General features: G+C 73.6%; 29 protein-coding genes. 15 read left to right on the forward strand and 14 right to left on the reverse strand.

Annotated features, from left to right (window positions below):
* Positions 1–221 precede the first annotated feature (221 nt).
* From ACIPYW_RS16930 to ACIPYW_RS16945, 4 genes are all read left to right on the forward strand, one after another.
* A complete protein-coding gene (locus tag ACIPYW_RS16930; protein WP_290133978.1) occupies positions 222–392 on the forward strand; it encodes a CsbD family protein in 171 nt (56 codons plus the stop codon).
* A 70-nt stretch (positions 393–462) separates the two neighbouring features.
* Positions 463–1596, forward strand: a complete 1134-nt coding sequence (locus ACIPYW_RS16935) for an Asp23/Gls24 family envelope stress response protein (RefSeq protein ID WP_400415627.1) — start codon at positions 463–465, stop codon at positions 1594–1596.
* Positions 1593–2012 carry an MFS transporter permease gene (locus ACIPYW_RS16940; RefSeq protein ID WP_400415629.1) on the forward strand — a complete coding sequence of 140 codons (420 nt, stop codon included), beginning with the start codon at positions 1593–1595 and terminating at the stop codon, positions 2010–2012. Before ACIPYW_RS16935 ends, ACIPYW_RS16940 begins: the two co-directional genes overlap by 4 nt.
* Before the next feature lie 125 nt (positions 2013–2137).
* A complete protein-coding gene (locus ACIPYW_RS16945) occupies positions 2138–2314 on the forward strand; it encodes a hypothetical protein (protein WP_400415632.1) in 177 nt (58 codons plus the stop codon).
* 203 nt (positions 2315–2517) lie between these two features.
* Here the strand turns inward: ACIPYW_RS16945 and ACIPYW_RS16950 are convergent, their stop codons facing one another.
* From ACIPYW_RS16950 to rimK, 4 genes are read right to left on the reverse strand one after another with little or no spacing between them, the layout of a single operon-like run.
* Positions 2518–3486 carry an NAD-dependent epimerase/dehydratase family protein gene (locus ACIPYW_RS16950; protein ID WP_400415634.1) on the reverse strand — a complete coding sequence of 323 codons (969 nt, stop codon included), beginning with the start codon at positions 3484–3486 and terminating at the stop codon, positions 2518–2520.
* 40 nt (positions 3487–3526) lie between these two features.
* Positions 3527–6235: an alpha/beta fold hydrolase gene (locus ACIPYW_RS16955; RefSeq protein ID WP_400415637.1), complete on the reverse strand. Its 2709-nt coding sequence runs from the start codon at positions 6233–6235 to the stop codon at positions 3527–3529.
* On the reverse strand, positions 6232–7314 hold the full coding sequence (locus ACIPYW_RS16960; protein WP_400415639.1) for a 3-oxoacyl-ACP synthase III: 1083 nt from the start codon (positions 7312–7314) through the stop codon (positions 6232–6234). Before ACIPYW_RS16960 ends, ACIPYW_RS16955 begins: the two co-directional genes overlap by 4 nt.
* 56 nt (positions 7315–7370) lie before the next feature.
* Entirely contained in the window at positions 7371–8564 is a 1194-nt protein-coding gene (gene rimK, locus ACIPYW_RS16965; RefSeq protein WP_400415642.1) for a 30S ribosomal protein S6--L-glutamate ligase, read from the reverse strand.
* Between the two features lie 72 nt (positions 8565–8636).
* Between rimK and ACIPYW_RS16970 the strand changes: the two genes are divergently transcribed.
* The 3 genes from ACIPYW_RS16970 (at position 8637) to ACIPYW_RS16980 (ending at position 10877) form a co-directional block, all read left to right on the forward strand.
* Positions 8637–9098 (forward strand): RimK/LysX family protein, encoded by a 462-nt coding sequence (locus ACIPYW_RS16970; protein ID WP_058724280.1) that lies wholly within the window; start codon positions 8637–8639, stop codon positions 9096–9098.
* Positions 9095–9973: a serine hydrolase domain-containing protein gene (locus ACIPYW_RS16975; protein ID WP_400415644.1), complete on the forward strand. Its 879-nt coding sequence runs from the start codon at positions 9095–9097 to the stop codon at positions 9971–9973. Before ACIPYW_RS16970 ends, ACIPYW_RS16975 begins: the two co-directional genes overlap by 4 nt.
* 232 nt (positions 9974–10205) lie before the next feature.
* A complete protein-coding gene (locus ACIPYW_RS16980; protein WP_400415646.1) occupies positions 10206–10877 on the forward strand; it encodes a peroxiredoxin-like family protein in 672 nt (223 codons plus the stop codon).
* A 137-nt stretch (positions 10878–11014) separates the two neighbouring features.
* Here ACIPYW_RS16980 and ACIPYW_RS16985 read toward each other — a convergent pair whose 3' ends face one another.
* Positions 11015–11905: an alpha/beta hydrolase gene (locus ACIPYW_RS16985; protein WP_400415649.1), complete on the reverse strand. Its 891-nt coding sequence runs from the start codon at positions 11903–11905 to the stop codon at positions 11015–11017.
* A gap of 41 nt (positions 11906–11946) precedes the next feature.
* Positions 11947–12552: a TetR/AcrR family transcriptional regulator gene (locus ACIPYW_RS16990; RefSeq protein ID WP_400415650.1), complete on the reverse strand. Its 606-nt coding sequence runs from the start codon at positions 12550–12552 to the stop codon at positions 11947–11949.
* Between the two features lie 23 nt (positions 12553–12575).
* Here ACIPYW_RS16990 and ACIPYW_RS16995 point away from each other — a divergent pair, with 23 nt between their 5' ends.
* A complete protein-coding gene (locus tag ACIPYW_RS16995; RefSeq protein WP_400415652.1) occupies positions 12576–13760 on the forward strand; it encodes an MFS transporter in 1185 nt (394 codons plus the stop codon).
* Here ACIPYW_RS16995 and ACIPYW_RS17000 read toward each other — a convergent pair.
* Positions 13716–14060 carry a YciI family protein gene (locus tag ACIPYW_RS17000; RefSeq protein WP_400415655.1) on the reverse strand — a complete coding sequence of 115 codons (345 nt, stop codon included), beginning with the start codon at positions 14058–14060 and terminating at the stop codon, positions 13716–13718. The genes ACIPYW_RS16995 and ACIPYW_RS17000 overlap by 45 nt on opposite strands.
* A gap of 69 nt (positions 14061–14129) precedes the next feature.
* On the opposite strand from ACIPYW_RS17000, the gene ACIPYW_RS17005 reads away from it, so the two are divergent.
* On the forward strand, positions 14130–15413 hold the full coding sequence (locus ACIPYW_RS17005; protein WP_400415658.1) for a sensor histidine kinase: 1284 nt from the start codon (positions 14130–14132) through the stop codon (positions 15411–15413).
* Positions 15395–16084, forward strand: a complete 690-nt coding sequence (locus ACIPYW_RS17010; protein WP_290133963.1) for a response regulator transcription factor — start codon at positions 15395–15397, stop codon at positions 16082–16084. The genes ACIPYW_RS17005 and ACIPYW_RS17010 overlap by 19 nt, the downstream gene beginning before the upstream one ends.
* On the opposite strand, the gene ACIPYW_RS17015 is transcribed toward ACIPYW_RS17010, so the two are convergent.
* The gene (locus tag ACIPYW_RS17015; protein ID WP_400415662.1) at positions 16081–17475 is read right to left on the reverse strand and encodes an LCP family protein; all 1395 of its coding nucleotides are present in this window, start codon (positions 17473–17475) and stop codon (positions 16081–16083) included. The genes ACIPYW_RS17010 and ACIPYW_RS17015 overlap by 4 nt on opposite strands.
* Positions 17476–17788: 313 nt before the next feature.
* On the opposite strand from ACIPYW_RS17015, the gene ACIPYW_RS17020 reads away from it, so the two are divergent.
* Together ACIPYW_RS17020 and ACIPYW_RS17025 are read left to right on the forward strand one after the other, a co-directional pair.
* Positions 17789–18670, forward strand: coding sequence for an ABC transporter ATP-binding protein (locus tag ACIPYW_RS17020; protein WP_400415664.1), 882 nt, complete (start codon positions 17789–17791; stop codon positions 18668–18670).
* An 11-nt stretch (positions 18671–18681) separates the two neighbouring features.
* Positions 18682–19743: an ABC transporter permease gene (locus ACIPYW_RS17025; RefSeq protein WP_400415666.1), complete on the forward strand. Its 1062-nt coding sequence runs from the start codon at positions 18682–18684 to the stop codon at positions 19741–19743.
* Positions 19744–19872: 129 nt separating this feature from the next.
* On the opposite strand, the gene ACIPYW_RS17030 is transcribed toward ACIPYW_RS17025, so the two are convergent.
* A complete protein-coding gene (locus ACIPYW_RS17030; RefSeq protein ID WP_400415668.1) occupies positions 19873–20463 on the reverse strand; it encodes a TetR/AcrR family transcriptional regulator in 591 nt (196 codons plus the stop codon).
* On the opposite strand from ACIPYW_RS17030, the gene ACIPYW_RS17035 reads away from it, so the two are divergent.
* A complete protein-coding gene (locus ACIPYW_RS17035) occupies positions 20442–20735 on the forward strand; it encodes an SDR family oxidoreductase (RefSeq protein WP_400415671.1) in 294 nt (97 codons plus the stop codon). The two genes, ACIPYW_RS17030 and ACIPYW_RS17035, sit on opposite strands and share 22 nt — an antisense overlap.
* A gap of 105 nt (positions 20736–20840) precedes the next feature.
* On the opposite strand, the gene ACIPYW_RS17040 is transcribed toward ACIPYW_RS17035, so the two are convergent.
* Complete coding sequence (locus ACIPYW_RS17040) at positions 20841–21410, reverse strand: hypothetical protein (RefSeq protein WP_400415673.1); 570 nt, start codon at positions 21408–21410, stop codon at positions 20841–20843.
* Positions 21411–21702: 292 nt separating this feature from the next.
* Here ACIPYW_RS17040 and ACIPYW_RS17045 point away from each other — a divergent pair, with 292 nt between their 5' ends.
* Complete coding sequence (locus tag ACIPYW_RS17045) at positions 21703–22677, forward strand: lipid II:glycine glycyltransferase FemX (RefSeq protein WP_400415675.1); 975 nt, start codon at positions 21703–21705, stop codon at positions 22675–22677.
* Between the two features lie 20 nt (positions 22678–22697).
* Here ACIPYW_RS17045 and ACIPYW_RS17050 read toward each other — a convergent pair whose 3' ends face one another.
* From ACIPYW_RS17050 to ACIPYW_RS17065, 4 genes are all read right to left on the reverse strand, one after another.
* Positions 22698–23126, reverse strand: a complete 429-nt coding sequence (locus tag ACIPYW_RS17050; protein WP_400415678.1) for a hypothetical protein — start codon at positions 23124–23126, stop codon at positions 22698–22700.
* Between the two features lie 102 nt (positions 23127–23228).
* Positions 23229–23456 carry a helix-turn-helix domain-containing protein gene (locus ACIPYW_RS17055; RefSeq protein WP_400415679.1) on the reverse strand — a complete coding sequence of 76 codons (228 nt, stop codon included), beginning with the start codon at positions 23454–23456 and terminating at the stop codon, positions 23229–23231.
* Positions 23456–24067, reverse strand: a complete 612-nt coding sequence (locus ACIPYW_RS17060; RefSeq protein ID WP_400415682.1) for a hypothetical protein — start codon at positions 24065–24067, stop codon at positions 23456–23458. The genes ACIPYW_RS17055 and ACIPYW_RS17060 overlap by 1 nt, the downstream gene beginning before the upstream one ends.
* A 77-nt stretch (positions 24068–24144) precedes the next feature.
* Entirely contained in the window at positions 24145–25194 is a 1050-nt protein-coding gene (locus ACIPYW_RS17065) for a YeiH family protein (protein WP_400415685.1), read from the reverse strand.
* Positions 25195–25344: 150 nt separating this feature from the next.
* Here ACIPYW_RS17065 and ACIPYW_RS17070 point away from each other — a divergent pair, with 150 nt between their 5' ends.
* Complete coding sequence (locus tag ACIPYW_RS17070) at positions 25345–25953, forward strand: hypothetical protein (protein WP_400415688.1); 609 nt, start codon at positions 25345–25347, stop codon at positions 25951–25953.
* Positions 25954–25956 lie beyond the last annotated feature (3 nt).

Consider the following 25956-nt stretch of genomic DNA (forward strand, 5'->3'; position numbering starts at 1 on the left):
GTCGACCACGCCATCGGCGTGCTGGACCGCACCCTCGGCCGGCAGGTCCCGGTCCTGGTCCACCTCACCGGCGGCACCCGCGCCGCCCTGGCCAAGCCCACCCGCGTGCAGTAGACCGCACCACCCACCCACCACACCAGACACCGGGAGACGCACCGTGCCTCCCGGCCGCACCACCCAAGGAACCGGGCGCATGCCCAGACGAGAGAGAGGAGCCCGTCATGGGTCTCGACGACAAGATCAAGAACGCTGCCCAGGACCTCGCCGGCAAGGCCAAGGAGGCCGTCGGCAAGGCGACCAACGACGACCAGAAGGTCGCCGAGGGCAAGAAGGACCAGGCCGCAGCCAGCGCCAAGAAGGCCGGCGAGGACGTCAAGGACGTCTTCAAGTAACCCGCCACGGACCCGGACGCCGCCCGCCCACGGTGGGCGGCGTCCGTCGTCCCGGAGCAAGGAGGAAGTCATGCAGCACGACCCGAACGCCCGGACGCAGATCACCGAGGTACCCCTGCCGGCAGAGCTCACCGAGCCCCTGCCCGAGGACGCCTCGCGCGTGACCGTGGCCGCCCGCACCGCCGCCGAGACCGCCCTCGGGGTGCACGGGGTCCACCACCTCGGCAACCTCCTGGCCCGCGCAGCCGACCGGGTGCGCTCCCAGTTCGGCCGCTCCGCCGGGACGACCGGGGTGCAGGTCGACGAGGAGGACGGCGCACTCGACGTCGTCGTCTCGATCGTCGTCGAGTACCCGGAGCCCGTGGTCGCGGTCGCCGACGAGGTGCGTCGGCAGGTCCGCGAGGCCGTGTCGCAGCTCGGCGACGGCACCGTGACCGTCGACGTCCGCGTGCTCGACGTGCACGGACCGTTCGACGACGAGCCCTCCGCGCTGGACCGGGCCGTCGAGTCCGGCAAGGACGCGGTGGGCCGCGCGAAGACCGCGGCGTCCGACGTCGCTGCCGACGTGCAGGAGAACGCCGCCGACGTCGCGGAGCGGGCTCGTGACGCCGCTGCCCGTGCGGTGGACCGTGCGGGTGACGCGGCCGACACGGCGCGTGCTGCCGTCGCGGACGCCACCGATCGCGTCCGGGAGGTCGCCTCCGACACGGCCGACACGGCACGTTCGGTCGCCTCGGACGCCGCTGACCGCGCTCGGGAGGGCGCCGACCGCGTCCGCGAGGGTGTGGCCGACGCTGCCGATCGCGCTCGGGACGGTGCCGACCGTGCCCGTGACGCGGCCTCCGACGCCGTCGACCACGCGAAGGACGCGGCGGGGGCAGCGCGTGACGCCGCAGCCGACGTCGGTGCCGAGGTGTCCGACCGCGCCGCGCGCGCCGCCGACGAGGCCGCCGACTCCGCCCGTGACGCCGGCTCGCACGCGCAGGACGCCTCGGCCGACGCAGCGGTGGCAGGTGACCGCGCGGACACCGTCGGTGCGGACGACCGTTCCGAGGGCGCAGCTGGTTCCGGGGAGGACCAAGTTGCCGACGCGCTCGACGACGCCTCTGCCACCCTGTCCCGTGCGGCCGAGGCCCTCCGCGAGGACGCCGACACGCACCGCGGCGTCGTCCCCGATCAGGAACACGACGGGGACCGGCCGTGACCGCGCTCCGGGGCTTCGGGCGTGATCGCCCCCGAGCACGCCGTCCGCGGCCCCGGGGCGTCTGGATCGCGTCGGGCATCGGGATCGTCCTGCTCGTCGCGATCGTCGTGGGGGCGTTCTTCCCGCTCGTGGGGTTCCTCGCCGGGGTGACGGCGACGACTGCGGGTCTGGTCCCGTTCCCGTTCGTGCGGGTGACCCTGGTCGCCCTGCTCGGCCTGGTCGTGGTGCTCGCGCTCGTCCTCCTCGCCCTCACGCGGCGGCACACCGTGACCTCGGTCGTCGCGGTCGTGTTCGCCGTGCTCGTCGCCCTCGCGGTGACGGCCTACCCGGTCGTCACGGTCGCGGTCTCGTCGGCGGACCGCGCCGGCGACGTCTGGCCGATCGTCACCGACCTCTGGCAGCGCTTCGCGGGCTGAGGCCCGACGCACTGTCGCTGCGGCACCTGCGGCACCTGCCGCACCTGCGGCACCAGCGGCACCTGCCGCACCAGCGGCACCTGCCGCACCTGCCGCACCTGCCGCACCTCGAAGGGAGCACCACCATGCGGAACCGCATCATCCTGGTCGGACTCGTCGTCCTGCTCGGGTTCTGGCTCGGCGCACGGGCGAACCGCCCGGTCGTGAAGGACTCGAAGGCCGAGGTCGCACGCCGCGCCCTCGCCGACCGACGAGCCCGGAAGCGCCGCAAGGCACTCAAGCGCAAGCTCGGACTCGGCTGAGTCCCGCCCCACGACCCCGTGCCGGGTCCGCGACCCGAACGCGGACCCGGCACGGTCATGTCCGGGACGGTCGGCCCGTTCGACCGGCTCCCGGGCCGAGACTCGTGCTGAGCGACATCTCGCGCGCTCCAGCGCACGCAAGACGTCGCCCAGCACGAGACTCGGCGCCGAGCGGGCCCGCGCCCGGGCCCCTGCCGCGGGGCTCAGCGCGCGGCAGCGAGCCGGGCAAGCCCCTCGTCGATCGACACCGAGGGCGTCCAGCCCAGGTCACGGCGCGTCCGACGCTGGTCGAACCAGTGCGCCGTCGACAGCTGCTCCGCGAGGAACCGCGTCATCGGGGGTTCGTCCTGCCCCGGCCGCACGCGCCACACCGCCTCGACGACCGACCCCGCCACCCGCGCGACCCCGGCCGGCACGTGCCACCGCGGCGCTGGTACCCCGGACGCCTCGCAGATCCCGGCGAGGAGCTCCGCGACGGGCCGCGGCTCGCCGTTCGTCACGACGTACGCCGACCCGTGCACACCGTCGTCCGTCGCGTGCTCGAGCGCCGCCACCATCGCCGACGCCGCGTTGTCGACGTAGAGCGTGTCGATGAGCGCCGCACCGGAGTCGAGCAGCGGCAGCCGCCCTGCACGCGCCCGTTCGACGATCCGTCCGACGAGCTGGGTGTCCCCCGGCCCCCACACCAGGTGCGGCCGGACCGCGACGACCGCGAACCCCGGCTCGTCCGCAGCCAGTGCGAGGAGTTCGGCGGCGGCCTTCGTCCGGGCGTACTCCCCGCGGGCACGGTCGGGCTCGGCCGGGCCGGCACCGACACCGGCGAGCGACGTCCCGGTGTGCGCGACCGACGGCGAAGACACGAACACGACACGTCCGGCACCCGCGGCCCGTGCGGCGCCGAGGAGCGCCCGGGTGCCGTCGACGTTCACGCGGCGGAAGTCGTCCGGGTCCCCGGCGAGGGAGACCTTCGCGGCGAGGTGCACGACGGCGTCGACGCCCTCGACGGCGCGGGCCAGGGCGTCGCGATCGGTGACGGTCCCGAGCACGTCCGCGACGCCCGACACCCCGGACTGTCGGCGCTGGAACGTCCGGACCTCGTGCCCGGCGTCCCGCACGGCCGCCGCGGTCGCCTGTCCGAGGAAGCCGCTGGCTCCCGTGACCAGGACCTTCACGAGCAGCCCCGCAGCGCACGCCTCCCGGCGACGCCGCCGGTCACGGCCGCACCATCCGGTCACCGGCGAGCACGGACGACGCCCACCGGCCGAGCCGCGTGCGGTCGACCTTCGAGTTGTGCCGGACGTCGGTCGGCAGCACGGGCACGACGAGCACGGCCGCCACGGGCACCCCGGCGGCGGCGCGCACCGCGGACACCAGCGACGGCGACGCGAGGCCGGGTCGACGCTCGGCAGGGTCGGTCTCCACGACGGCGACGACCTGCTGCGTACCGGCCGGTCCGATGCCCGTGACACCCGCACGACGGACCCCGGCGACGCGCTCGATCCGCTGCTCGGGCCCGACCGGGGTGACCACGCCGTCCGGTGTCGTCACGACGTGCTGCAGCCGCCCCTCGACCCACAGCCGTCCGGCGTCGTCGAGGTGTCCGACGTCGCCGGTCCGGTGTCCGCGCGGGTCCGCGACGCCGAGCCGCGAGGCCCGGTCGGTCCGCCAGAGCCGGTCGTAGTGGTCGCGGACGTGCGGGGCCGCGACGACGATCTCGCCGGTCACCCCCGGTGCGTCGGTGAGTGCGCCGGTCGCGGCACCGTCGGCGTCGAGCGGGGCGATCCGCACGTCGACACCGGCCGCGGGCACCCCGACGCACACGCCGGACGCGTCAGCGGCCGACGCCGCCCGGACCCCGTCGAGGTCCACGTCGGTCATGAGCAGCCCCTCGGTCATCCCGTAGGGGGTGTGCGCCGTCGCGTTCGGCGTCAGCTCGGTCGCCGCGGCGAGCAGCGAGCCGGAGACCGGCGCTCCCGCGGAGAGGAACAGCTCGACACGCCGCAGCGCCGTCCGGTCGGTCTCCGTCAGCTGCGACGCGGTCGCGACGACGTTCGCGATCGCCGCCGGCGACAGGAAGACGACGGTGGCGTCCGCAGCGGCGACGGCACGGGCGACCGCGGTCGCAGTGAGCGTCCGGGGTGCGGTGACGTCCATGTCCGGCGCCACCGACCGTGCGCCGAGGGCGGGGCCGAGGAGTGCGAACGGCGCGAACCCCGCGACGAGTCCGGTACCGACGCCGACGCCGTACTGCGTCGCGAGGGCGTCCCGGACCGCGCCGAGCTGCCGGTGCGTGTACACGACGCCCTTCGCCGGTCCGGTCGACCCGGAGGTGAAGAGCACCGCCGCGGTCGCGTCGGACGACGGCGCCTCCGGCAGGGCACCGCCCGCGGCGAGTCGGTCGGCGCCCACACGGGCGACCTCGGCGAGCGTGTGCGACACCCCGAGGGCCCGACGTGCGGCGCCCGGGAGCGCGAGGGTCGCGATGCGACGGCCCGGCCACCCGAGCGCACGCGACGCCGCGAGTCCCGGCAACGCACCGATGATCCAGTCCGGTCGCGCGCCCCGGACGGCGCGCGTGAGACCGCGGATCCCGAGTCCGGCGTCCGCCACCACCACGACGGCACCGATGCGCACGCACGCGTACAGCACGGCGGTCAGGTCGGCACCCGGTGTCACGAGCAGCGAGACGCGGTCCCCCGCACGGACGCCGACGACGGCGAGACCAGCGGCGATCTCGTCGACGCGGCGTGCGAGCAACCGCCAGCTGACGGTGCGGACCCCGCCGGGCGCCGCCATCTCGACGAGTGCGGGTCCGTCGTCGTCGCGCAGGTCCTCGAGCGCGGCCCAGAGCGGGCGGCTCGCCTCCCCGACGTGGTCGGTGTCGGCCGGGAGGCTCAGATCGGCCCGGGTGGGCACGGTCCCCTCCGGCAGGCGGTCGCCCAGCCAGTCGGTGACCGTCCCGGCGACGTCGACGTCCTCCGGCAGCAGGTGCCCGGCGCCCTCGAAGCGGTGCACGTCGGCGTGCGGCAGGCGGCGGAGCAGGTCGTCGAGGTAGCGCTCGAGGAACACCGGGTCGCGCGGTCCCCACATCAGCAGCGCGGGGACCTCGAGCGCGGCGACCCCCGCGGCGATCCGGTCGAGCTCCGGTGCCGAGGCGTGGTCGGCGTCCACGGGGATGTCCGCGACGAAGCCGCCGATGCCCCCACGGCGGGCGGCACCGCGGTACGGCGCACGGAAGGCGTCGGCGACGGCGCGGTCGAGCTTCGGGTGCGCGATCGCCAGGGTGGTCTCGAGGAACGCGGGCGTGAGGACGGTCGCCCGACCGAGCATCCCCGGCCCGAGTGCGAGGCGCAGCGGCGCGGGGATCGGTGCGTCGGCCGGCTGGTGCACGGCGGTGTTGCACGTCGCGACGCCCACGACGAGGTCCGGGTGGTCGACCGCCCACCCGAGCGACACCACCCCGCCCCAGTCGTGCCCGAGCGTGACGACGGGACCGGTCAGCCCGAGCTCGTCGGTCAGTGCCCCGAGGTCGGCGCCGCGCTGCGCCAGCCCACGCTGCTTGCCCGTCCGCTCTGAGAACCCCATGTCGAGCTGGTCGACCGCGACGACCCGCCACGCAGGGCCACCGGCGCGGGCGACGTCGAGCGTGCGCTGTGCGACCGAGCGCCAGAGGTAGGACCACGTGGGGTTGCCGTGCACGCACAGCAGGGTGCCCACGGGACGCGCGCCGAGCGCGTCGAGGGAGCCGGCCGTGTCGAGGAGGTGCCAGGTGCGCTCAAGGCGATCCGTGCCTCCCGGCCGGTCGTCTGTGCCACCCGGCACGGTGACCAGCCGTGACCAGGCGGGGTCGAGTCCGGGCAGGGGCGGCGGGAGCGTCGCCGGCGCGGTGGTGGCAGCGACGCGAGGGAGGCCGGACCTCACCAGTGCAGTTCCAGCATCGCGGTGTTGATGCCCGATCCGACGCCGCCGAGGAACACCCGGTCCCCGGTGCGGATCGAGCCCTTCGCGACCTCGTCCGCCAGGGTGATCGGGATCGACGCCGGGCCGACGTTGCCGTAGCGCTCGTAGGTCGTCGGTACCTTCGACCGCGGGACGCCGATCGCGTTCACGAACGCGTTGGTGTGCACGTCGGAGACCTGGTGCAGCACGTAGCGGTCCATGTCGGACCAGTCGAAGTGCGCCTTGGCCTCGTTCCAGGCCTCGACCACGAGCTCCATGCCGCCCTTGAGCAGCATCTTGGCGTCGGTGAACATGCCGTCCGGGCTGCCGACGCACAGGTCGTACCACTGGGTCGCCGCACGGGTCACGCCGCCGATGAGCCGGTGCCCGGTGGGGTGCGCGTCCGTCCGGCCGAGCACGGCCGCCGCGGCGCCCGACCCGAGGGTGAGGCTCGCGAACTCGCTCATGAAGTCCTTGCGGTTGCGGCCGCCCTGGTTGAGCCGGGCGATCGTGTTGAGCTGCACCTGGTCGGCGTCCTCGCCGTCCACGATGAGCGCGTACTCGATCTGGCCGGAGTCGATCATGCCCGCGGCGACGCTCATGGCGTTGACGAACCCGAGGCACGCGTTCGCGATGTCGAAGTTGATCGCCGACGAGGGCAGGCCGAGGCCGTGGTGCAGCCGGACCGCGACGCTGGGCTCGAGGTGCGGTCGGGTCACCGAGGTGTTGATGAGCAGCCCGATGTCGTGCGGCTGGACGCCCGCCTCGGCCATCGCACGACGACCGGCGTCGATCGCGGCCTCGTGGAAGGTCTGGCCCTCGCCCCAGTTCCGACGTTCCTTGACCCCGGCCACGCGTTCGAGCAGGCCGCTCGGTAGGCGGAGGCGACGGAGGGCACCGCGGAGGCGCTCCTCGATGTCGGCGGAGGTGGTCACGCGGTCCGCGGTGGTCGTCGCGACCGACAGCAACGAGACGTTGCGGTGCTTCGCGGTGGCGTTGCCGGGTCGCGCTGTCTCCGCTTCGGACGTCGGGTCGACGGGGCGGTCAGCGAGGATGGTCACCGGCTCATCATTCCGCACAAGTGCTGGACGTGCGGTCCGGGTGCCCTCCACGCGCACTAGGACTGCTCGGTGACGGCGTCCTTCGGCAGCTTCCGGACCTTGCTCCGACGCTTCCGGCGGTCCGGGATCATCGAGCGCATCTCCTCGAGCTTGCCGAAGCAGAGCAGCCGGTCGCTGGCCTGGAGCGTGACCCCGCTGCGGGGGTTCGGGATCACCGTGGCCCCGCGGTGCAGGGTCAGGACCGTGATGTCGCGGTCCCAGAGCCCGGACTCCTTGATCGTCTTGCCCACCAGGTCGGCGTTCGTGTGCACCAGGAGCTCCGCGACGCCGTACCCCGTCGACACGCTGAGTCGCTGCCGGACGTCGATCTCGGGGAACGCGACCTGGTTGCCGATGAAGTCGATGATCGCGCCGGCGACGTCGAGCCCCGTGGCACGCTCGATGCCCTCGAGGCCCGGCGACGAGTTGACCTCCATGACGAGCGGTCCCTCGTTGCCCTCGAGCATGTCGACACCGGCGACCCGCAGCCCCATGATCTGCGCCGAACGGACCGCCGCCTCCTCGTACTCGGGCGTCAGCGTGACCTTCTCGACGGTGCCGCCGCGGTGCACGTTCGAGCGGAACTCGTCGCCGGACGCACTGCGCCGCATCGCGGCCACGACCCGGTCGCCGACGACGAGCGCCCGGATGTCCTTCCCGCGGCTCTCCGAGATGAAGGACTGGATGAGGACGTTCTGCTTCGTGGAGTGCAGCGTCTCGACGATCGACTCGGCGACCTTCGCCTCGGGCGCGAGGATCACGCCGATGCCCTGCGTGCCCTCGAGCAGCTTGATGACGACCGGAGCACCGCCGACCCGGTCGATCGCGCCCCGGACGTCGGCCCGGCTGTTCACGAACGTCGTCGCCGGCATGCCGATGTGGTGCCGCGACAGGATCTGGTTCGCCCGGAGCTTGTCGCGCGAGTTCGTGATCCCCGTGGCCGTGTTCGGCGTGTACACGTCCATCTGCTCGAACTGGCGCACGACCGCGGTGCCGTAGTAGGTGATCGAGTTCCCGATGCGCGGCAGCACGGCGTCGTAGTCGCTGAGGAGCTTGCCGCGGTACAGCAGGTCCGGTTCGTCGGCGGTCAGGTCGATCGCGAACCGGAGCGTGTTCAGCACCTTGACGTCGTGCCCGCGGTCGATCGCCGCGGCGCGGAGACGCTGGGTCGAGTACGCGTGCGGGGCGCGCGACAGGATGGCGAGTTTCATCGGTGGGTGCTCCGCTGGGTGTTCGGGGTATCGACGGCGACGCTCCATCAAAGCATGCGACAGGATGGGCACATGAGCCGCACCCCGACGATCGCAGGATGGCGTGAGTGGGCTGCCCTGCCGGGGCTCGCGCTGCCGTGGATCAAGGTCAAGCTCGACACCGGCGCCCGGAGCTCGGCACTCCACGCGTTCGACCTCGAGGAGCTCCCGGGCGACCGGGTCCGCTTCTCGGTGCACCCGTGGCAGGACACCGACGCCGACGCGGTCACCGTCGAGTGCGACATCCACGACCGCCGGACCATCCGCAGCTCCACGGGCCACACCCAGGAGCGCATCGTCATCCTCACGCCGATCACGTTGCACGAGCAGACGGTGGACGCCGAGGTCACCCTGAGCAACCGCGACCAGATGGGCTTCCGGATGCTCGTCGGCCGCGAGGCCCTGCGGCAGGGGTTCCTCGTCGACCCAGCCCGCTCGTTCCTCGGCGGGCGCGCCCCGAAGGCGATCCGACGCCGGAACCGCGGTCGGGCGTGAGCACTGCCGGGGCCGCTCTCGACCGGTTCGTCGCGGCGGTCGACGAGGAAGGCCTGGGCGCGTACGGGGTGCACGTCCGCATCGGGGACGACGAGGTCTCCCACCGGTGGCGGAGCGACGACCGCGAGAACGTGTACTCGGTGTCGAAGGGCGTCTGTGCGCTGGCTGTCGGCATCGCCGTCGACGAGGGCCTGCTCACGCTCGACACCCGCGTACCCGAGCTGCTGCCCGACGTGCGCCTCGGCGGGGGCGTCGACCGTGTGACGGTCCGGCACCTGCTCACGATGACGAGCGGCATCGACTTCGCGTGGTTCGGCGACGAGCCCGTGCCCGGTGACGACCTCGCCGCGACGATGCTCGCCCTGCCCGCGAGCGGGACGGGCGAGCGGTTCCGGTACACGGACTCGAGCCCCTACGTCGCGATGCGCATGCTCGCGACGGTCGTCGGCGATGTCCGCGACTGGCTCCTTCCCCGCCTGTTCCATCCACTCGGCATCGACAACCCGCAGTGGCACCGGTGCCCGCTCGGCTTCGTCGTCGGCGGGAGCGGGCTCGAGCTCCGGACGTCCGAGCTCGCTCGGATCGGTCGGATGCTCCGCGACCGGGGTGCCTTCGATGGGCAGCAGCTGGTGTCCACCGCCTGGGTGGACACGATGCACGCCGACTGGGTCGAGGTGTCGACGGACGGTCCGTTCCGGCGCTACGGCCTCGCGGTCTGGGACGGCCCGGGCGACGCGTGGCGCCTCGACGGTCGGTACGGCCAGTACGTCGTCGTGGACCGGGCCCGTGACGCTGTCGTCACGGTGACCGCCCACGAGGAGACGAACGACCACCGGCTGGCCGAGCTCGCGGTGTCCTCCCTGCACGCCTCCTGACGGTCCCGTCTGCGGTGCGCGTTCCGGCAGGCGCGACGACGGTCTGTTCCGATCAGCACCTCGCAGTTGCAGTGCGCGGACCCCGGGGATCGCGCTCCGGAACTGCCAGGACGGGGAGAGCGAGCACCGGCGCCGTGACGCCGCGTGACGCGCACCACCCCACGGCGCCCTCGTCGTGCTTACGCTCCGTCCACCGGCGCCGCAGCCGGCACCCGACTCGAGGAGCCCGATCGTGACCGACCAGACCATCGCCCGCCAGGTGGAGACGTTCAACGAGGGCTTCACCGCCCAGATCGGCCCGGAGCTCTCCGCGGTGTTCGACGGCGAGCAGCGGGACCTCCGCGACGCCGGCGTTCCCGAGGGTGTCGTCGCCGTGGGTGAGACCGCCCCGGACGCGCCGCTCGTCACCCCGACCGGCGACACCACCTCGTTCGCCGAGGCCCGCGGCACCACCCCGACCGTCGTCGTCTTCTACCGGGGCGCCTGGTGCCCCTACTGCAACATCACGCTCCGCACGTACCAGCAGGAGCTCCTGCCGGCGCTCCAGGAGCGTGGGGTCGAGCTGGTGGCCGTGTCGCCGCAGACGCCGGAGGCCGCGGAGCAGTCGATCGCGAACGGCGAGCTGGCGTTCCCGGTGCTGACCGACCCCGAGAACGTCCTGGCCGGGCGGTTCGGGATCGTGACCGAGCCCAGCGCCGCGGCTCGCGGCGCGCACACGCAGCTCGGCTTCGACGTCGCGGACAGCAACGCGGACGCGACGGCGGCGATCCCGTTCCCGTCGGTCTTCGTGATCGACGCCGACGGCGTCGTCCGCTTCGCGGACGTCCACGTGGACTACACGACGCGCACCGAGGTGGCGACCGTCGTCGCAGCGGTCGACGACCTGCTGGTCGCGAACCGCTGACGCGGACCGGCCAGGGCCCACGCCGCCGGTTCCGGGCGCGACGCGCCAGCGGCGGTCCGGCCGTGCCGGTGGGGAGAGGCACGGCTCGGGTTCCGCGCGTGTCGGACGCGAGCCGTGCCTCCCGTCCGCTGCCCGCGTCAGGCGTGCAGGTGCCGCGCGAGGAACGTGATCTGTGCCGGGGCCATGCGTCGCCAGAAGGCGGCGTCGTGGGCTCCGGGCTCGAAGCCGCCGGCCGGCGCCGTGTCGAACCCGTCGACGTAGGTGCGCACGGCGGGTTCGAAGCCGTCGCCGTTCCCGACGTCGATGCGCACCGGAACGCCGTCGAGCTCGCGCTGCCGACCGAGCACGGTGTTCGCGCGGAAGTCCGCGGCGTCGTCGAACGCTCCTCGGGCGGTGTCGCCGGCGCTGGTCCACAGCGCAGGGCTGAGCGCTGCGACGGCACGGACCCGCGAAGCCCCGAGCAGCCCGCCGAACCGGAGTGCGCCGTAGCCGCCCATCGAGTTGCCGGTGAACGCCAGGCGCCCGGTGTCGAACCCGTGCTGCTCGAGCATCGGCACGAACTCGTCGAGGACCATCGCACCGGGGTCGTCGCCGTCCGCCCGACGGTGCCAGTAGCGGTTGCCGCCGTCGACGCCGGCCACGGCGAAGGGTGCCCCGCCGTGGGCGATGTGCTCCGCGAGGAAGCGCTCGTACCCGAGCCCGTTGCCGAAGAAGGTGCGGTGGGAGCCGCCGTAGCCGTGCAGGGCGACCGCGATGGGCAGCGGCCCGGCCGACTCGGGCGCCGCGATCGTCCAGCCGACGGTGCGGCCGCCGCGGGCCTTCGAGACGAACGAGCCGGAGCTGGTCGGGACGGGCGTCACGTCGGGGATCCGGCCGGGCTGCCCGTCCAGTCCGAGCGCGCGGTACATGGTCGAGCGACCGGGGAGCAGGCGGAGGTCCACGGCCTCGGCGACGGCTGCGGCGGCGACGACGGCGCTCCCTCCGGCGATGAGGGCTCGGCGGGTGACTCGGGACGCGGTCGGGTGCACGATCGGAGCGTAGTGTCCGGCGGTCTCGTCGAGATCCGCGTTCAACCGGGTGTTCTGTGTGAGGTCGTGCAGGCACCGTCCACGCGGTGGGCCCGGACGACCGCGTCGGCGACGGCGCGGGCGGTCGCCGTGCCGGTGCGCCGGTCGCGGAGTCGCATCGCGAGTGCTCCGGACACGACGAGCAGCAGGTCCTCGGCGAGCGCGGGGGCGTCGGCGGCGCCGACGAGCGGCTCGGCGGCGCCGGTGAGTCGGTCACGCAGGGTGTCGGTCTCGCGGGTCAGGACCGCGCGGACCTCTGCCGGGGCGTCGGCGTACTCGGCGGCGGTGCCGAGGAAGGCGCACCAGCGGGTGCCGGTCGGGGTCGAGCGGAAGGCGTCGAGTGCGTCGAACACGGCGTCGAGCCGGGCACGGTCGTCCGGTGCCGCGGCGATCGCGCGGTCCCACGTGGCGGTCCACTCGTCGTGGCGGCGGTCGAGGGCCGCGGCGACGAGGGCTTCCTTGCTGCCCCACTCGCGGTAGAGCGTGGCGGAGGAGACGCCGGCTCGGTCGAGGACGGCGTCGACCGGGGTGGCGGCGATGCCGTGCGTGAAGAACAGTTCCTCGGCGGCGTCGAGGAGCTTGCGCCGGGTCCCTGTGCGCATCGCCATGGGTGCAGCCTAGGCTCCGAGAAGTGAAACGATCGTTTTCGTTACGGAGGGCCGCCTTCCTCGGCTCCGGGCTGGCGCTGATCGCGGTGACGTACGGCCTGGTCCGACTCGCCTTCGGACTCTTCCTGCCCGACGTGCAGCGTGACCTCGACCTCGACGCGACGGCCGCCGGGTGGGTGTCCGCCGCTGCGTCCGCGTGCTACTGCGTCGGAGCGCTGGCGGGGTTCGTGCTCGCTCGGTCGCACGCCCGGGCACTCGTCGTCGCGGCCACCGTGACCGCCGCCGCGGGGGCACTCGGGATGGCGGCGAGCTCCGGCGCCGTGGTGTTCTCGGTCGCGGCGATGGTCGGCTCGGCGAGCGCCGGTCTGGCGTCACCGGCGCTCGTGCGGCTCGTCGAGGAGCGGGTGTCCCGCCCCGGTCGTACCCGGGCGCAGGCGTTCGTGAACGCGGGGACCGGCCCGGGGCTGGTCGTGGCGGGGGTGCTCGCGCTCCTGCTCCTGCCCGACTGGCGGACGGCGTGGGCGGTGTCCGGTGTCGCGGCGGTGCTCGTGGGTGCGGTGGTGCTCGTCGCCGCCGGCCGTCGCGACGAGCACGACGGCGGTCGGGGACCGTCGACCCCCGGGCGTCGGTGGTCCCGTGCGCACGCCCGGCTGCTCGTCGTCGCCCTGCTGTACGGCGCCGGGACCGCGAGCGTGTGGACCTTCGGTCGGTCGACGCTCGTCGATGCCGGGGCCTCGACGGTGACGTCGGTGCTGCTGTGGCTCACGGTCGGGGTCGGTGGCGCGGCGGTCACGGTCACGAGCCGTCGGACGGCAGGACTCCGGGCGCGGACAATGTGGCTGGTGACGGCCCTCGTCACGGCCGCCGCCGTCGCCGTCGAAGGGGTCGTTCCGGCATCCGGTGCGGTGTCCCTCGCGGCCGGGGTGGTCTTCGGGTGGGGCTACACGGCCGCGACCGGTGCACTCATCGCGTGGACGACGGAGATCGCCCCCGAGCACGCCGCGGCGGGCACGTCGGTGCTGTTCGTCGTGCTCGTCCTCGGTCAGGCTGTCGGGGCGGCCGGCCTGGGGGCCGTGCTCGACGCTGCGGGTCCGGCGGTGGCGTTCCTGCTCGCAGCGGCGGTCACCGCCATCGGTGCCGTGGGGTCGGTCCGGTCGCGTCGGTCACAGGAGCGCGCGGAGCTCGACCTTCCGGTTGCAGGCGCGTGACGCCTCGGTCGCGATCCGCTCCGCGGTCTCCCGGTCCGGGAGGTCGAGGACCCAGAAGCCCGCGACGTACTCGGCGGCTTCGACCGCCGGCCCCGGTCGGACGATCGGTCCGGCACCGCGGGCGTCGACGACCGTCGCGTCGGCGGGTGCCGAGACGCCGGCGGCGAAGACGATCCGGCCGTCGGCGTCGAGTCGCTCGTTGAGGGCGTCGACCGCTGCCGCCTCGGCTTCGGTCGCCGACTCGGTGCGACCGACCGCGGCGGCCTGGCCGTCGTCGATGACGTTGACGAGGAACCGCATCGTGCCTCCCGCTCCGGATGGCCAGGAGACTACGCCCGGCGGAGCAGCGCGGTTCGGTACCGTGGACGCATGGGGGCGACGCCGAGCGAGTGGTCACGTCTGCCGGTGGGCCGGCAGGAGCTGCGGCAGGATGCCGTGCTCGCGGGCGCGCTCGCGCTCGGCATGGCCACGACGGTCACGCTGTACGGGTCCTCGGGGGCGTACGACGACGACCAGGCCGCGTGGTGGGTGTCCGCGCTCATGGTGCTCGCGAACACGGTGCCGATCGCGTTCCGGCGGCGGTTCCCGATGTCGGCGCTCGTGGTGGTCGCGCTCGCCTTCGTCGGCACGCAGCTGCTGCACGTGCCCGAGCTCTTCGTCGTCAACTTCACGCTGTTCATCGCGCTGTACACCGTGGGGGCCTGGTGCTCGGACCGGGTCCGCGCCGAGGCCGTGCGGTGGGTGGTGATCGGCGGCATGTTCACGTGGCTGTTCCTCGCGATCGTGTTTGGCTGGTCGATGCCGACGGCGCTGCCGAACGACGGCGAGGCCCTCATCCCGCCCTACATCGCCTACTCGCTGCTCAACGTGCTCATCAACGTCGTGTACTTCGGGGCCGCGTGGTACGCCGGCAACCGTGCGTGGAGCGCCGCGGTCGCCCGGCACGAGCTCGACCTGCGCACCGCCGAGCTCACCGCGGAGCGCGAACGCTCGGCGGCGCAGGCGATCACGCTCGAACGGGTCCGGATCGCCCGCGAGCTGCACGACGTCGTCGCCCACCACGTCGCACTCATGGGCGTGCAGGCCGGCGCAGCACGTCGCGTGCTCGGCCGTGACCCCGAGCAGGCCGCGTCGTCGCTCTCGGTGGTCGAGGACAGCGCCCGCACCGCCGTCGAGGAGCTCCGGCGGATGCTCGGCACCCTGCGCGCGCACGACGTGGGCGACGGTGCGGCCCCGGCGGGGAGCACCGCCGCCGGCGCCGCGCCGAGCACCGAGGGGATCGGTCGGATCGCGGAGGTCGTCGAGGCGGCCCGGACCGCGGGCCACCCCGCTGACTGGTCCGTCGTCGGCGAGGAGCGGCCGGTCCCGCCCACGGTCGCCGCGGTGGCCTTCCGGGTCGCGCAGGAGGCCGTCACGAACGTCCTCAAGCACGCCGGGCACGGTGCACGAGCGGACGTCCGGCTCCGGTACCTCGCCGACGCCGTCGAGGTCGAGGTCACCGACGACGGCCGCGGCGGCACACGGGACACCACCGGCAGCGGTCTCGGCCACGTCGGGATGCGGGAGCGGGTCGCCGCCGTCGGCGGGACCGTCGAGATCGGGCCACGCGCCCGGGGAGGGTACCTGGTGCGGGCATGGCTGCCGACGACCTGACCATCGTGCTGGCGGACGACCAGGACCTCGTCCGGGCCGGCTTCAAGGTGATCCTCGAGTCCGAGCCGGGCCTCCGCGTCGTGGGCGAAGCGGCGGACGGGGAGCAGGCCGTCGACGCGGTCGTGCGGCTCCGGCCCGACGTGGTGTGCCTCGACGTGCAGATGCCCGGCGTCGACGGCCTCGAGGCAGCCCGGCGCATCGCCGCCCTCGACGACCCGCCCGCGGTGCTCGTGCTCACCACGTTCGACCACGACGACGCGCTCTTCCAGGCACTCGAGGCCGGCGCGAGCGGGTTCCTGCTGAAGAACGCCTCCCCCGAGCGGCTGATCGAGGCCGTGCGCACGGTCGCCGCCGGGGACGCCCTGCTCGCGCCGGACGTCACCCGCCGGGTGATCAGCCGGGCCACCGCGGCGCCGGTACCGACCCCGACGACGCCGGTCGACACGACCGCGATCGCCGCGGCCGCCGTCGCCGGCGCGGGCCTGACCGAGCGGGAGGCCGAGGTGCTCCGGCTCCTCGCCCGGGGTCTGAGCAACGCCGAGATCGCCCGCGAGCTGTTCGTCGGGGACGCCACCGTGAAGACGCACGTGTCGAACGTGCTGCAGAAGCTCGGACTGCGCGACCGCATCCAGGCCGTGGTCTGGGCGTTCGAGCACGGCGTCGCGGGCTAGTCGTCCCGCTTGGCGCAGGTGACCGTCGCGGCGCTCTGACCCGAGACGTTGTCCGGCAGCGGCGCCGCCGAGGTGCGCGGGGCGCTCGGCGTGCCGGCCGGGGCCGATGCCGGGGCCGATGCCGCACCGGACGACGAGCCAGCGCCCGAGGACGCGCCCCCGGACGGCGAACCGGACCCCGACGACGGCGACCCCGACCCGGAGCCCGACGACGACCCGGTCCCGGCCGACGGGGACGCACTCGCGTTCGGGTCCTTCACCGCTGAACGACCGAGGCTGTCCTCGCCGAGCACGACCGGCTCGTTCGCCTTGAGCACCGCGTTGAGCTGGGAGGCCGCGTCCTCGGACACGACGACCCGGTTCGTGTCGGACGGGTCGTCGGCCACCGGGTACTGCACGAAGACCATCTGGGACAGCCCGACGTTCTGCACCGCGAGTGCCATCCGGGCGAGCGTGGTCGGGTCGGCGAGCGTGTCGGACAGCGTCATGTGCTTGGCCGCGGTCTCCGCCAGCCGCAGGACTCGCCCGGGGTTCGTCAGCGTGCCCGCGGACACCGTCTGCCGGGCGAGGGCGGACATGAACGTCTGCTGGTTGCTGATCCGGCCGAGGTCGCTCCGGTCGCCGACACCGTGGCGCGAGCGGAGGAAGGCCGCGGCCTCGGCCCCGGAGAGCTCCTGGTTCCCGGCCTGCAGGTCGAGTGCCGGGGAGACGTCGGTGTCCACGATCGGGGTCGCCAGGCAGACCTCGACGCCGCCGACCGCGTCCGCCATCGCGACGACGCCGTCGAAGGTGATCATGCCGGCGTAGGGGATCTGCAGGCCGGTGAGGTCGGAGATCGTCTTCGCGACGCACCCCAGACCGTGCTTCTCGCCGCCGCGGGACAGAGCCGTGTTGAGCATCGCCGCGTCGGTCGCCGGGGTCACGGAGCCGTTGTCGTTGGTGCACGCGGGGATCGGGATGACGAGGTCACGGGGGAAGCTGACCACGGCCATGTTCGTGTGGTCCGCGGAGATGTGCACGAGCAGCGTGGTGTCGTTGTTGCCCACGCCGGAGCTCGCCCGACGACTGACGGGGTCGTCGAAGCCGGCACCTTGACCGTCACGGGTGTCCGTCGCGACGAGGAGCATGTTCACCTCGCCGGACTGCGCGGTCAGTTCCGGAGCAGCCTTCGCTCTCGTGCCGGGCATCGCGAGCGACACCGGCGGCTTGGCCTGGCTGACGACCTGGTAGGAAGCGATCGCGGCGACCGATCCCGCACCGACCAGCGCGACGGCGGCGGACATCGCGACGACGCGGGCGGCGAAGCCGATCGGGCTGCGCGGGGCGAGGCGTCCGTGGCGGACGACCGCTGCCGGTTCCTCGACCGCGGTGTGCTCCTGATGCTCGGTCACGTGCTCCCCCTCGACGGTGCTGCGCCCGGTCGGGACACGGGCTTCGGCCGCGCCCTGCGCGCGGCGACGCGGCCCTCTCGGGAAGGAGCGCGGTCGCCGCATCGTACCGACGGCCGCCGCCGGATCGCTGGGACGCGCCCGCCGCCCGGGGCGACATCCCTCAGCGCGACGGTCGCCCCCTGCCGCGGCGTCTCCCCCGTACGACGGAGGCGACCGGCTCGGGAAGTCCCGCCGACAGCCGGAGGCGAGCCGGGCCTCCCGGCCAATAGCGTCGAGACGTCGGCGAGGTGCGTCGACGGAAGGGGAACCAGCGATGCTCACCATCGAGGGCGTGACGAAGCGCTTCGGCGAGCGCCGGGTCCTGGACGACGTCGGGTTCGACGTCGGCCGCGGACGCCTCACCGGCTTCGTCGGCGGCAACGGCGCCGGCAAGACCACGACCATGCGCATCCTGCTCGGGGTGCTCGAGCCCGACGCGGGGACGGTGTCGATCGACGGCAGCGCCATCGGTCCGGCGGACCGGAAGCGGTTCGGGTACATGCCCGAGGAGCGCGGCCTGTACCCGAAGATGCGGGTCGCCGAGCAGATCACCTACCTGGCCCGGCTGCACGGCGTCGGGAAGCGCGAGGCCGCCGACCGGACCGGGCAGCTGCTGGAGCGCCTCGAACTCGGGAAGCACGCCGACGACGAGGTCGAGAAGCTGTCCCTCGGCAACCAGCAGCGGGTGCAGGTCGCCGCCGCGCTGGCGCACGACCCGGAGGTGCTCGTCCTGGACGAGCCGTTCTCGGGCCTCGACCCGATGGCCGTGGACGTCGTGCTCGGCGTCCTGCGCGAGGCAGCGGGCCGGGGCGTGCCGGTGCTGTTCTCGAGCCACCAGCTCGACGTCGTGGAGCGCCTGTGCGACGACGTCGTCGTCATCGCCGACGGGCGGATCCGGGCGTCCGGGCCGCAGGAGGACCTCCGGCGCCAGGCCGGGCCACCGGCGTGGGAGCTGCTCGTCGACGGCGACGTCGCCTGGCTCCGCGACGAACCGGGCGTCAGCGTCCGCGAGTTCGACGGCGGGTACGCCGTGTTCGAGGCGTCCGACGCGGTCGCCCAGTCCGTCCTGCAGCGTGCGGTGTCGTCCGGCACCGTCGGTTCGTTCGCTCCCCGGGTCCCCCGGCTGAGCGAGGTCTTCCGGGAGGTCATCCGGTGAACGGTTCGTTCGTGTCCGCGGTCCGGCTCGTCAGCGCCCGGGAGATCCAGGCGCGCCTCCGGAGCAAGGCGTTCATCGTCTCGGCGCTCATCCTCGTCGTCATGGTCGTCGCGTCCATCGTGATCGCCGGCGTGGTCGGCAACGCCACGTCCGACGACAAGACGCCGGTGGCGGTCGCGGAGGGCGTCAGCCTGCCGTCGTCCGCCGGTCTCGACGTCACCCCGACGGCGACGACCGCCGCGGCCGAGCGCCTCGTCCGGAGCGGGGACGTCGACGCCGCCATCGTGCCGTCCGACGACCCGCTCGGCTTCTCGGTCGTGGGCCTCGACTCCACCCCGACCGCTGTCGTGCAGGCGCTCAGCGTCTCCCCCACGGTGGAGCTGCTCGACCCGGACGCGCTGCCGGAGGGCCTGGTCTACATCGTCGCGCTCGCGTTCGGCGTCGTGTTCTTCGCCTCGGCGGTGACGTTCGGGCAGTCGATCGCGCAGAGCGTCGTGGAGGAGAAGTCCACCCGGGTCGTCGAGATCCTGATGGCGGCGATCCCGGCCCGTGCGTTGCTGGCGGGGAAGGTGCTCGGCAACAGCACCATGGCGTTCGCGCAGATCGTGGCGGTGGCGATCGCGGCGACCATCGCGCTCGCCCTGACCGGCCAGGACAACCTGTTCACGCTGCTCGGCCCGAGCATGCTGTGGTTCGTCGGCTTCTTCGCGATCGGGTTCGTGCTCATCGCGTCGCTGTTCGCCGCGTCCGCGGTGCTCGTGTCGCGGCAGGAGGACGTCGGCAGCGTCACGACGCCGGTGATGATGCTCGTGATGATCCCCTACGTGCTGATCATCGTCGCGTACTCGAACCCGACGATCCTCGGCGTCATGTCGTACGTGCCGTTCAGCGCGGCGATCGGGATGCCGATGCGGATCTTCCTCGGCTCGGTCGAGTGGTGGGAGCCGGTGCTGTCGCTCCTGGTGCTCCTCGCCTCGGTGGTCGTGGTCATCCTCGTCGGCGCGCGCATCTACGAGAACGCGCTGCTCCGGACCGGCGGTCGCGTGAAGCTGTCGGAGGCGATCCGCGGCTGACGCCGCGATGCCGGACGGGAGGCCCCGGGGGGGGGGCGGGGGGGGGCGGGGGGGGGGGGCCCCCCCGGGGGGGGGGGGGGGGGGCCCCCCGGCCCCCGGGGCCTCCGGTCCGTCGGGTGGGTACCCGGCTCAGGCCGGGAAGGCGCGGAGCGCGCGCTCGACGACCGCCGCGAGCGCGGCGCGCGGTGCGCCGCTGCTCGCCTGCACGGCCAGTCCGGCCGACACCGTCGACACGTACTTCGCGAGTTCGACGGGGTCCTCGGTGTCGGGGAGGTCGCCGTCCTCGACCGCACGACGGAACCGCTCGACGAACCGCTGCTCGCCGCCGGCCCGGCTCTCGGCGAGGAAGTCGACGATGCGCTGGTCGCCCTCGCCGGCGGCCAGGCCGCCCTGGATGGACAGGCACCCGGCAGGCCGCCCAGGGGCGGTCACAGCGGCGACGTGGCTGCGGAGGTAGTGCTCGGCAACGGCGCGGGCGGTCGGCTCGGCGAGGGCGTCCCCGACGTAGGCCATCTCGACCTCGGCGTAGCGGCCGATCGCCTTCTTGAAGGTCTCCTCCTTGTTGCCGAACGCGGCGTACAGGCTCGGCCGGTTGATGCCCATCGCGCCCGTCAGGTCGTCGAGGCTCGTCCCCTCGTAGCCCTGCCGCCAGAACACGTCGACCGCACGGTCGAGGGCGGCGTCCGCGTCGAAGGACCGTGGTCGTCCACGAGTGGCCATGCCCCACCTTCCCTCTCTGTACCGATCGGACCACAACAGCCCCATCCGACCGAGACGCGCCCGGGCCGATCGGGACGCCGGGGCTCTCCGGCCTGGCGGACACGCCGGAGGACGCGGGCTCGCTGCTCGACGGTCTCGCCGCGGGTGTCCCGCTCGGTCGCCTCGGCACCGAGGACGAGATCGCCGATGCTGTCCTCTTCCTCGGCTCACCGCGGAGCAGCTACGTCACCGGCGCGGTCCTGTACGTGGACGGCGGCGCGAGCCAGGTGTGACGCCGGCCGCAGCCGGCTCCGCCGGCCCTGTCGCACGGGAGGCCCGGATCACGTGAGCAGGTCTGCGCACGTGATCCGGGCCTCCAGTCCGGCACCCGCGCCCGGTCAGTGGAACGCGACGATCGGACCGCGGTCGACGGCGCGAGGCGTCAGCTTCACGAGTCGGTACTGCGTGTCGCCGCGGTAGGCGATCACGACGGTGTGGGCGCCCCAGGTGTACGGGTAGGCGCTCGGACGCGGCGTCGCGGTCGCTGCCGAGAGGACTGCGGACCGGGTGATGCCGTGGCCCGTCGACTCGTACAGGGCGACCTCGTCCGGGGTGCTGCCGGTCGCGCCGTCGCAGGTCGTGTCGACGAGCCAGGACGTGTGCCCGTCGCCGCGCAGGTCGCCCGTGGCGGTGACGAGCGACGCAAAGTCGCCGCTGCAGAGCTCGAGGCCAGGGTGGCTCGCGCGGTCCACGGCACGGGTCAGACCCTGCACCGAGTCGGTCGACCGGTAGTGGTCCTGGCGACCCGGCTTCGGGGGCTGGGCGGTCCGAGCCGCGAGGACGTGTGCGGCAGCGTGGACCGTGGTGTCGTGCGCGGGTGCCGCCTGAGCGGAGGCCGACGTGACGGCCCCGCCGAGCACGGCCACTGCGGCCGCCGATGCCAGGAGCGCTGTGGTGGAGAGCTTCATGGTGGTCTTCCCTTCCGTCCGCGCCGGTCGTTCGCTCGCGTCGGACAGGTTGGACGGTAGGGACCGTGCGTCGCAGGTCCGCGGCGGACGGTCCGTTCGGCGACGGTCGACGGAGGCCGATCGGCGTGGCGGCGCAGACGACGTCGTCACCGGATCGTCACACGGCGGTCGGGGCCAGCGGGTGCTCCGGAGTGTCGGCGTTCGTTCGGCTCGCAGCACTACGTTCGGCCACGATCGTCCGCCGTCGTCTGTCATGATCGGGCAGTCGGCACCCGAGGGAGGGCTTCGTCCAGTGCAGATCCGGTTCACGACGACCGACGACTCGCGGCTGTGGGATTCGCTCGTCGCAGCGAGTCCGGGCGGGACGAGCTTCCACGACTGGTCGTGGTTGCACCTCATGACGGACATGTTCGGGTGGAGGTTCACCCCGCTCCTCGTCCTGCGGGACGGTGAACCCGTCGGGGTGTTCCCCGTGATGATGCGATCCTCCCTGGTGCCGAGGGCCGTCGAGCCCCCGTTCCCCTACGTCGGACCGCTCGTCCCCGAATCCCTCCTCGTGCCCACGCTGCGGGCGTTCCGGAGCTGGCAGGTCCGGCACGGGCGCCCCTTGGTCCGGTTCGAGTTCGGGCCGGGGGTGGCGGGCAGCGCCGAGCGTGCGCTGGCCGAGACACGGTGCGAGTGGCACGCCGACCGCACGATCACAGTGGACCTGGTCGGTGCCACCCCGGAGTCGCTCACGGCCGGGATGAAGAGCAACACCCGGTACCACCTGCGCTCCGGCCTGCGGCGGGGCGTCGAGGTGCGGCCCGCACTCCCGGGCGAGATCACGACCCTCCTGCCCCAACTCCTCGAGGAGGCCTACCGCAGCCGCGGGGTGCCGTCGCCCTACCCGGCCGACCTCGGCGCACGCCTGGAGCGCTGGTCAGCGGGCCGCGACGACTTCTACGCGTCGACCGCGGTGATCGACGGCGAGGCGGTGGGGTTGCTGGTGGCGCTGGCGAGCCACCCCGTCGTGTGCGGGTGGGTCGGTGGGTCCCTCCGCGCGCACCGCGCAGCCAGTCCCAGCACGGTCCTCTACCACGACGCACTGCAGTGGGCGCTCCGCCGAGGACACACTTCGGTCGACCTCGTCGGTTACATCGACGACGGCGTGGCCAAGTTCAAGACGGGGTTCGGAGGCAAGGAGGAGCCGTACCTCCGAGCCGTCTCCTCGACCGTGCCCGGTGTCGTCCGGTCGGCCATCGGCGCCGTCCGCGCCCGCACCTGAGTCGACGCGGGCGCGGCCGGTCACGCCGCGCCGAGCACCTTCCGCCAGGCCGCGGTCAGTGTGTCGTACTCATCGTCGGAGACGAGGTCGCGCACCCCGGTCGCGAGCACCGCGGACCGGACTGCTTCCTCGGCACCGGCGCGGTCGCGCAGCCGCGCGTCGGAGTGCCGGACCGCGCGCCCGGCCTCCTGCGCAGCCTCGATCTCCTCGACGCGTCCCGCTGCGCCGGCGGCGTCCAGCGCGTGCTGCCAGGCAGCGATGAGGTCGGCGTTCGTGACCATCCGCCCGTCCGCACCGCCCTGGATGGCGAGCGACGCACTCGGTTCCGGGAGCAGGATCCCCTCGTCGGCCTTCCAGGTGGCGTCGAGCGTCTCTGCCTCGTCAGCAGTGATCCGCCCGGCGCGGTCGATCATCGCCTGCAGGGCGGCGTTGCTGGTGTCGTCCGACACGGTGTCCTCTCCGACCGACGCGCTCGCGTGGTCCGGTCCATCTTGCTGGGTGCCCGTCGTCCCGCGTCCAGCCGCCACCCAAGCCAGGGCGAACCGCCGCCGTCACGGTCGACGCACCGAGAAGAGGTCGCCCGGCTGGCAACCCAGGACGTCACACAGCGCCGTCAGCGTCGAGAACCGGATCGCGCGGGCACGGTTGTTCTTCAGCACGGAGAGGTTCACCACCGTCACCCCCACCCGGTCCGCGAGTTCCGTGAGGGTCATGCCCCGTACTGCCAACAGGTCGTCGAGGTGGCACACGACCGCGTGCCCGTCCTCCTCCGGCGGCATCAGACCAAACCGGCCTGGTCGCGCACCATCCGCTGCGACGCCGTGAGGGCGAACCGGAAGCACGTCACGACGAGGACCCCGAGGTACACCGGCACGAACTGCGGTTCCACGAGCGGCTCCGGGAGACGGCCGTCCCACCCGAGCGAGGACACGATCCAGTTCCACCCCATGCGCCGGACGAAGTCGGGCAGGAAACCGGCGACGAGGGTCAGGACGACGACCCCGTCGAGCAGTCGCGGCGTCGACCGATCGAAGAGTCCGCCGCGAGCGACACGCCACACGACCGTCCCGACGAGTGCGATGAGGGCTGCGACGGCGACGACCTCGACGGCATCGCCCACGCGGACGTAGGCGAGGGCGGCCCCGGGGACATCACCGGTCGGGACCTGCACCGCGACCGCATCAGCCCGGAGCGCCACGCCGCCGGGCGGTCGGAGCACGTCGGCCGTCGAGGCGGTCCGCAAGGGCACCGTGACCGTACCGACGCGGAGCGAGTGCACGAGGCCGGCGACGTAGGCCCAGCCGACCCAGACGACGCCGATCGCGCACGCGATGACGGAGGGCAGCCAGGAGCGGCTGCCACGGGGCGGGTCGTACACGGGTGCGGTCATGATCGGTTCCCCTCAGCATCGGACCATCGATTTTCGATAGCAACGATAATCGATGGGTCGCGAGGCGGCAAGGGTCGTCAGAGCATCCCGAACACCGCCTGCACCCCGAGGCTCGTCCCCGCCACGAGCGCCCACAGCACGATGCCGAGCACCATCGGCCGGAACCCCGCCCGGCGGAGCGAACCGAAGTCCGTCGACACCCCGATCGCGGCGAGCGCCACGGTGATGAGGAACGTCGCCACGGACGCGAAACCGGGGGCAGCGGCCGCCGGCAGCACCCCGACGGTCCGGAGCAGCACGACCACGAGGAACCCGATCAGGAACCACGGGACCAGCCGGAACACGCGGACGCCTCCGGCGCGACCGGCGGCGTCACCGACCGCAGCCTGTGTGCGGGCGGTGCGCCGCGCCTCCAGTCCGGCCAGCCCGATCACGATCGGGATGATCATCAGCGTGCGCACGAGCTTGACGACGACGGCGGTGTCGGTCGCCTGGCGACCGTAGACCGTCGCCGTCGCGACCACCGACGAGGTGTCGTTGACCGCCGTGCCGGCGAAGACGCCGAAGGCGTGCTGCGACAGGCCGAGCGCGTGTCCGAGCAGGGGGAAGAGGAACACCGCGGCGATGTTGCAGAGGAAGATCGTCGACATCGCGTACGCGACGTCCGCTCCGACGGCGCCGATGACGGGCGTGACGGCCGCGATCGCGGAGGCGCCACAGATACCGGTGCCCACGCCGATCAGTGTCCGGAGCGTCGACGACACCCGGAGCGCCCGGCCGAGGAGCCAGGCACCGACCAGGCAGACGACGAGCGTGGTGAGCATCACCGGCAGCGTCTCGGCGCCGATCCGGAGGACCGCTCCGATCGAGAGCTGTGCACCGAGCAGCACCACGGCCGCCTGCAGCACCCGGCTCGACGCGAACTTCACGCCGGGGGCCAGGTTCCCGAGCTCCCCCTCCGTGCGACGGCGGACGAGCCAGCCGACGAGGGCGCCGAGCACGACCGCCGGGACCGGACCGCCGACGACGGGCACCAGGGTGCCGACGACGGTCGCGACGATGCCGACAGCGAGGGCGACGACGACGCCGGGCAGGGCGGGGCGGAGGGTGGCGAGGGGCGCTGGCACCGTCCCAGCATGGTCGTGAGCGCGCACGTGCGCCAGCGGCGGGGCGCGGCGACACCGCGACGACGGGTCGCGGCCCGGCATCGCACCGGCGACCCGACCTGGAGGCACGGGTCGCGGACCACACGCAGCACACGTGGGCAGGATGGCCGGGTGGAGTACGAAGCCGATCGGTGGGTGCAGCGGCTGCGGGACGGGGTGGCGCCTCCGCGGTGGGGACTCATCGTCGCAGTGGTCCTGCTCGTCGTGGTCGGAGGCGGGTCGCTCGCGCTCGAGGTCCCGCACCTCGACTGGTTCACGAGCGGACACCGCCGCCTGTCGCTCCTCCTGCTCCCGCTCGTGCTGCTGGTGTGGGGTGTCTGGATCGCCGTCGGGTCGCGCTCGCGCGGTCGGTCGGACCGCCGCACGCTCGCCCGCATCCGAGCGCACGGGCCGGTGCGCTTCCACCTCCCCGTCGAGCCGGTCGGTGACCCCGCGCCGACGATCTGGACGGTGGACGGCAGCGGGCTGCACGGTTGGACGCCGGACAGCTCCGAGCCCGTTGCCCACCTGGCGTGGGACGACGTCGGCCACATCGACCTCGTGACCGAGGAGCGACGCGGGCAACGGGTCGACGTCGCGCTCCGCATCACCCGGACGGACGACGGGGTCCTCGTGCTCCTCCCCCGGACGGCGCTCGGCCGCCCGTACACGGCCGGGCAGGTGAAGCTCGACGTCCTCATGCGCGTGCTGCGCTCGCTCCGACGGGAGCGCGCCCGCTGACGG

This window comes from Curtobacterium sp. NPDC089689 (genome assembly GCF_044749145.1).
Taxonomy (GTDB): domain Bacteria; phylum Actinomycetota; class Actinomycetes; order Actinomycetales; family Microbacteriaceae; genus Curtobacterium.

Bases quoted from the DNA above. Each gene is read 5' to 3' on its own strand.
- ACIPYW_RS16930 (WP_290133978.1), top strand. From the start codon at position 222: ATGGGTCTCGACGACAAGATCAAGAACGCTGCCCAGGACCTCGCCGGC.
- ACIPYW_RS16935 (WP_400415627.1), top strand. From the start codon at position 463: ATGCAGCACGACCCGAACGCCCGGACGCAGATCACCGAGGTACCCCTG.
- ACIPYW_RS16945 (WP_400415632.1), top strand. From the start codon at position 2,138: ATGCGGAACCGCATCATCCTGGTCGGACTCGTCGTCCTGCTCGGGTTC.
- rimK (WP_400415642.1), bottom strand. From the start codon at position 8,564: ATGAAACTCGCCATCCTGTCGCGCGCCCCGCACGCGTACTCGACCCAG.
- ACIPYW_RS16970 (WP_058724280.1), top strand. From the start codon at position 8,637: ATGAGCCGCACCCCGACGATCGCAGGATGGCGTGAGTGGGCTGCCCTG.
- ACIPYW_RS16990 (WP_400415650.1), bottom strand. From the start codon at position 12,552: ATGGCGATGCGCACAGGGACCCGGCGCAAGCTCCTCGACGCCGCCGAG.
- ACIPYW_RS17000 (WP_400415655.1), bottom strand. From the start codon at position 14,060: ATGCGGTTCCTCGTCAACGTCATCGACGACGGCCAGGCCGCCGCGGTC.
- ACIPYW_RS17005 (WP_400415658.1), top strand. From the start codon at position 14,130: ATGGGGGCGACGCCGAGCGAGTGGTCACGTCTGCCGGTGGGCCGGCAG.
- ACIPYW_RS17010 (WP_290133963.1), top strand. From the start codon at position 15,395: ATGGCTGCCGACGACCTGACCATCGTGCTGGCGGACGACCAGGACCTC.
- ACIPYW_RS17020 (WP_400415664.1), top strand. From the start codon at position 17,789: ATGCTCACCATCGAGGGCGTGACGAAGCGCTTCGGCGAGCGCCGGGTC.
- ACIPYW_RS17030 (WP_400415668.1), bottom strand. From the start codon at position 20,463: ATGGCCACTCGTGGACGACCACGGTCCTTCGACGCGGACGCCGCCCTC.
- ACIPYW_RS17040 (WP_400415673.1), bottom strand. From the start codon at position 21,410: ATGAAGCTCTCCACCACAGCGCTCCTGGCATCGGCGGCCGCAGTGGCC.
- ACIPYW_RS17055 (WP_400415679.1), bottom strand. From the start codon at position 23,456: ATGCCGCCGGAGGAGGACGGGCACGCGGTCGTGTGCCACCTCGACGAC.
- ACIPYW_RS17060 (WP_400415682.1), bottom strand. From the start codon at position 24,067: ATGACCGCACCCGTGTACGACCCGCCCCGTGGCAGCCGCTCCTGGCTG.